Annotated in this window: 4 protein-coding genes; all 4 read left to right on the forward strand. The window is 51.8% G+C overall.

Annotation, left to right across the window (positions count from 1 at the left end):
* The coding region (locus tag lacNas_RS10765; protein WP_201336384.1) for a glycosyltransferase at nucleotides 1–551 on the forward strand (551 nt) is incomplete at its 5' end.
* Nucleotides 548–1,249: a glycosyltransferase family 32 protein gene (locus lacNas_RS10770; protein WP_201331252.1), complete on the forward strand. Its 702-nt coding sequence runs from the start codon at nucleotides 548–550 to the stop codon at nucleotides 1,247–1,249. The genes lacNas_RS10765 and lacNas_RS10770, both read left to right, overlap by 4 nt.
* A 104-nt stretch (nucleotides 1,250–1,353) precedes the next feature.
* On the forward strand, nucleotides 1,354–2,184 hold the full coding sequence (gene nadE, locus lacNas_RS10775; RefSeq protein ID WP_201331253.1) for an NAD(+) synthase: 831 nt from the start codon (nucleotides 1,354–1,356) through the stop codon (nucleotides 2,182–2,184).
* A 148-nt stretch (nucleotides 2,185–2,332) separates the two neighbouring features.
* The gene (locus tag lacNas_RS10780) at nucleotides 2,333–5,056 is read left to right on the forward strand and encodes a calcium-translocating P-type ATPase, PMCA-type (protein ID WP_280515172.1); all 2,724 of its coding nucleotides are present in this window, start codon (nucleotides 2,333–2,335) and stop codon (nucleotides 5,054–5,056) included.
* Nucleotides 5,057–5,433 lie beyond the last annotated feature (377 nt).

Below are 5,433 nucleotides of genomic sequence, written 5' to 3' on the forward strand. Positions count from 1 at the left end.
CCGGCTTCAATATCATCAATGTCGGCCGCCTGGAAAAGGTCAAGGGGCAAGACCTTCTGCTCAAGGCTTTTAAAGCGGCTGATTTGCCAAAAGCCCACCTCTACATTGCCGGCAGCGGCAGCCAGGAAGAGAATCTGAAGAAACTGGCGCAAGACTTGGCCTTAACGGACCAGGTGACTTTTACCGGCTTTCTGACTCAAGAAAAATTAGGACAGCTCTACCGGAAGATGGACCTGGCGGTCTTGAGCTCTTATTCAGAAAGCTTCCCCCTGGTTTTATTGGAAGCAGCCGACAACCTGGTCCCGCTTTTGTCCACTGACGTGGGCGGGGCCAAAGAGCTGATTCCAGAAGGAAAAGGCTGGGTCGTGCCGGTCAAAGATGAAAAGGCGCTGGCCGAGCAATTAAAAGCAATTGCCGCTTGGCCAAAAGAAGAACTAGCAGCTCTTGCCCAAGCTGAAAAGACCTATGCCAGCCAGCACTTTTCCCTAAAGCGGCAACTGGCTGACGTTCTGGCCGGCTACCAGGCCTGCCTGCAAGGAGAAAAAGCATGATTCCTAAAATTATCCACTATGTCTGGGTAGGCGGCAATCCCAAGTCCAAGACCATCCAGACCTGTCTGGCCTCTTGGCAAAAGCGCCTGCCGGACTACCAAATCATCGAATGGAACGAAGACAAGCTGGATCTGAATGCCAACAAGTATGTGGCCCAGGCCTACCAGGCCAAGAAGTGGGCCTTTGTTTCCGACTATGTCCGGGCCAAGGCCCTCTATGAAATGGGCGGGATCTACCTGGACACCGACGTCATGGTCTTAAAGGACTTTGACGACTTGCTCAGCGACCGGGCCTTTATCGGTTTTGAAAACAAGGACTATCTGTCCGCCGCCATCATCGCGGCGGAAAAGGGCCATCCTTTCATGGCTGACATCCTCCACTACTACGACGACCTGGATTTTTCCTTTGACCAAAAGAACCAGCTGGCCGGGGTCAACTCCTTGTCAGTCACGGAAATTCTCAAGGATAAGTATGGCTTAAAGACTGGCAACCAAGAGCAGGTATTAAAGGAAGGCATTCACGTTTATCCAGACGGGGTTCTCTGCAACCCCTCGCCTCAGTCCCGGTCCATCCACCTCTTTACCGGGACCTGGCTGGAAGGGAAAAATTCCTGGAAGCACGACCTGGTGACCTTTTTGAAATTACATATTCGCAGTCAAAAAACTGCGAAAATTTACTATCAGCTCTTCAGACGCTAATTTTTTAAAGAATCTCGTGAAAATACATTTCTGAAAACAGAGACTGCATTTTTTGAGTATAATAAAAGATAGAAAAAATTAAGTACAAGATTGCGAGGCAGCAAATGAGAGAGTTGCAAAAGAAAATTGTCGAATATGAGCACGTTTTGCCGGAAATCGATCCCCAGGAAGAAATCCGCAAGACCGTAGATTTCTTGAAGGGTTACCTGAAGGCCAATCCCTTCTTGAAGTCTTACGTTTTGGGCATTTCCGGGGGCCAGGACTCAACCTTGACCGGGAAGCTGACCCAGATGGCAATTTCTGAAATGCGGGAAGAAACTGGCGATGACAGCTACAAGTTCATTGCCGTCCGCCTGCCATACGGCGTTCAGGCTGATGCTGCAGACGCCGCAGACGCGGTAGCCTTCATCAAGCCGGACGTGGACTTGATTGAAAACATCAAGCCGGCCACTGACGCCATGGTGGAAACTCTGAAGGAAACTGGCGTGGACATGACCGACTTCAACAAGGGCAACATCAAGGCCCGGCAAAGAATGGTCATGCAGTATGCCATTGCCGGGGCCAACCAAGGGGCGGTAGTCGGCACCGACCACGCGGCGGAAAACATCTCCGGCTTTTACACCAAGTACGGCGACGGAGCGGCTGACTTGACCCCGCTTTTCCGTTTGGACAAGCGGCAGGGCAAGCAGCTTCTGGCTGCCTTGGGCTGCCCGGAACACCTTTATTTGAAGGCGCCAACGGCCGACCTGGAAGAAGAAAAGCCATCCCTGCCAGATGAAGTTGCCTTGGGCGTGACTTACGATGAAATCGACGACTACCTGGAAGGCCGGGAAGTCAGCGACAAGGCAGCGGAAAGAATCGAAGAATTGTGGACCAAGAGCGAGCACAAGCGTCATTTGCCGGTCACGATTTTTGACGATTATTACAAAAAATAAGGGCAAATTTGGTGAATTACTTGTTTAAAGCGCCAATTTTTGCTATATTAATCATGTCATAAGGGAGTAACGGCAAGCATAGCTTGCGACAAGCCCAACAGCCGGGAGCCGCGTTGGTTTCCTGGGCTTGTCTTAATTAGTGAGACTTATGTGCTTTTTAAAGGGGCACGTAAGTCTCTTTTCTTTTTTGAAGGAGGAAAATACTGTGGCTAAGAAGTATTACAGCCAGGACATCCCAGGCACTTTGGCCGAGTTTGACTCAGACGCCAACCACGGGATCAGTTCGGCTGAAGCCAAGAAGCGCCTGGACCAGTACGGCCCGAACGCTTTGGCCGGCAAGAAGAAACGTTCAATGTTTGCCCGCTTCATGGACCAGTTCAAGGACTTGATGATCATCGTCCTGCTGGTTGCCGCTGTCTTGTCCGGGGTAGTTGCCCAGGAATGGACTGACGCGGGGATTATTTTGGTGGTCGTGCTTTTGAACGCGATCTTGGGCGTGATCCAGGAAGCCCGGTCAGAAGCCGCGATTGAAGCCTTGAAGGACATGTCCACGCCGAGCGCCAAGGTGCGCCGGGACGGAGCGGTAGTTGAAGTTCCGTCAACGGACATCGTGCCGGGCGACGTGGTCTTGCTGGAAGCCGGCGACGTGGTCCCGGCCGACCTGCGTCTTTTGGTAGCGGAAAGCTTGAAGATTGAAGAAGCTGCCTTGACCGGGGAATCAGTTCCAGTTGAAAAGAGCAACGAAACCCTGCAAGGGGATGACATTGCCTTGGGCGACCGGATCAACATGGCCTACTCCAGCACCAACGTGACCTACGGGCGCGGGGAAGGCGTGGTTGTTGCGACAGGGATGAACACGGAAGTCGGCAACATCGCCAAGATGCTGAACGAAGCTGATGAAACCGACACGCCTTTGAAGCAGAACTTGAACCAGCTGGGCAAGACCCTGACTTACATGATCCTGGCCATCTGCGTGGTCGTCTTCATTATCGGGGTCATCCGGAACCCGCAGCATGAACCGATGAATGCCCTCTTGATCGACATGTTCTTGACGGCGGTTTCCCTGGCGGTTGCCGCGATTCCAGAAGGTCTGCCGGCGATCGTGACGATCATTTTGGCCCTGGGCACCCAGACCATGGCTGACCACAAGGCCATCGTCAGAAAGCTGCCAGCCGTAGAAACCTTGGGGGCAACGGACATCATTGCTTCTGACAAGACTGGTACCTTGACCCAGAACCGGATGACGGTGGAAAAGGTCTACTACGACGGCATTTTGCATGATGCCAGCGACGACATCGACTTAAGCAACCAGGCCTTGATTACCATGCTTTTGGCCAACGACACCAAGATTCAAGACGGCGGGGAGCTCTTGGGGGACCCAACCGAAACTGCCCTGGTGCAATATGGCTTCCATAAGGATCTGCCAGTTAATGACTTTTTGGCAGAACACCCACGGGTAGCGGAAGTGCCATTTGACTCTGACCGGAAACTGATGAGCACGATCAACAAGTTTGACGGCCAGTTCATGGTTGCCGTCAAGGGCGCGCCGGACATGCTTTTGGAAAGAGTCAAGTATGTCAACATCAACGGCGAGCTGAGCGAAATCAGCGATGAACAAAAGCAGGCCATTTTGGCAAGCAACAATGATATGGCCAAGCAGGCCCTCCGGGTTCTGGCCATGGCTTACAAGGTTGTCGACGAGCCATACGCTGACCCGACGACTGACAATGTTGAACAAGATCTGATCTTTGCCGGTCTGGTCGGCATGATCGACCCAGAGCGGCCGGAAGCCAAGGATGCCATCGCGGAAGCTCACCGGGCAGGGATCAGAACGATCATGATTACTGGTGACCACCAGGTTACGGCGCAGGCGATTGCCGAACGGCTGGGCCTGGTTGAAAAGGGCCGTGACGATGCCGTGATTACCGGGGCGCAATTGGATAAGCTGAGCGACGACTACTTCACCAAGCATGTCGGTGACTACAGCGTTTATGCCCGGGTTTCACCAGAACACAAGGTTAGAATCGTGAAGGCCTGGCAGGCAAATGGCAAGATCGTGGCCATGACTGGTGACGGGGTCAACGACGCGCCGAGTCTGAAGCAGGCCGACATCGGGGTCGGCATGGGGATTACCGGTACGGAAGTCTCCAAGGGCGCGGCTGACATGGTGCTGGCTGACGACAACTTCGCGACGATCGTGGAAGCAGTCAAGCAAGGGCGGAAGGTCTTCGCCAACATTCAGAAGGCGATTCTGTACTTGATGAGCTGCAACGTCGGCGAAGTATTGACGGTCTTCTTGATGACTTTGCTGGGCTGGGATGTTTTGAAGCCGGTACAGCTTTTGTGGATCAACTTGGTAACTGACACCCTGCCGGCTATTGCCTTGGGGGTTGAACCGATTGAAAAGGGGATCATGAACAAGAAGCCGCGGGGGAAGAACTCCAACTTCTTCTCAGGCGGCGTGGCCAGCTCGATCATCTACCAGGGGATCCTGGAAGGCGCCCTGGTATTGACGGCTTACGGTTTAGGCCTGCACGTTCTGCCGCGGGGGACTAACCCGCACGAAGACGCGCTGACCATGGCCTTCTTGACTTTGGGTCTGATTCAGCTCTTCCACGCGGTCAACTCCAAGTACGTGAAGCAGTCAATCTTCCAGAAGAGCACTTTTGCCAACAAGTGGTTCAATGGCGCGATTATTCTGTCAGCCTTGATTATGGCGGCAGTTGAATTGCCATTCTTGACCAAGGTCTTTGCAGTTTCAGAATTGCACCTGGACCAATGGCTGACTGTTTTGGGGATGGGCGTTTTGATGATCGTGATCGTCGAAATCGTCAAGTTCTTTGAGAGAAAAGCTGATCAACGGAACAATTAAAGATAATAATTCACAAAAATGCCTGGACGTAAGTCCGGGCATTTTTTGCTGCGCGAAAAAGGCAAGGTAAAATTGGAAAGAGCATAATACTAGTGGCGAAAAACGTACTTAATGTGTTTGATTATATGTAAGAGATAGCAGGTAGGTTTTAAGTTGAATTAGCGTAGGGAAAGCCAGAACTTTGCTTTAGGTTAGAGCGCAAATTTTAGTCATACTTCAGAAACATATGTTTGGGGATCTGCAGGAATACGTGCTAAAATATTCCTCGAAACAAAGATTGAGAATGATATGGTTCTGAAAGCTGGTGAATTAAATGGCTGAACAGGCAGAAGAAGTACCGTCTAAATTAATTCAGACAAGAGTCTATGAACTACATC

The organism is Lactobacillus nasalidis (assembly GCF_016587775.1).
In the GTDB taxonomy this organism is placed as follows: Bacteria; Bacillota; Bacilli; order Lactobacillales; family Lactobacillaceae; genus Lactobacillus; species Lactobacillus nasalidis.

Bases quoted from the DNA above. Each gene is read 5' to 3' on its own strand.
- lacNas_RS10780 (WP_280515172.1), top strand. From the start codon at position 2,333: ATGTGCTTTTTAAAGGGGCACGTAAGTCTCTTTTCTTTTTTGAAGGAG.
- nadE (WP_201331253.1), top strand. From the start codon at position 1,354: ATGAGAGAGTTGCAAAAGAAAATTGTCGAATATGAGCACGTTTTGCCG.
- lacNas_RS10770 (WP_201331252.1), top strand. From the start codon at position 548: ATGATTCCTAAAATTATCCACTATGTCTGGGTAGGCGGCAATCCCAAG.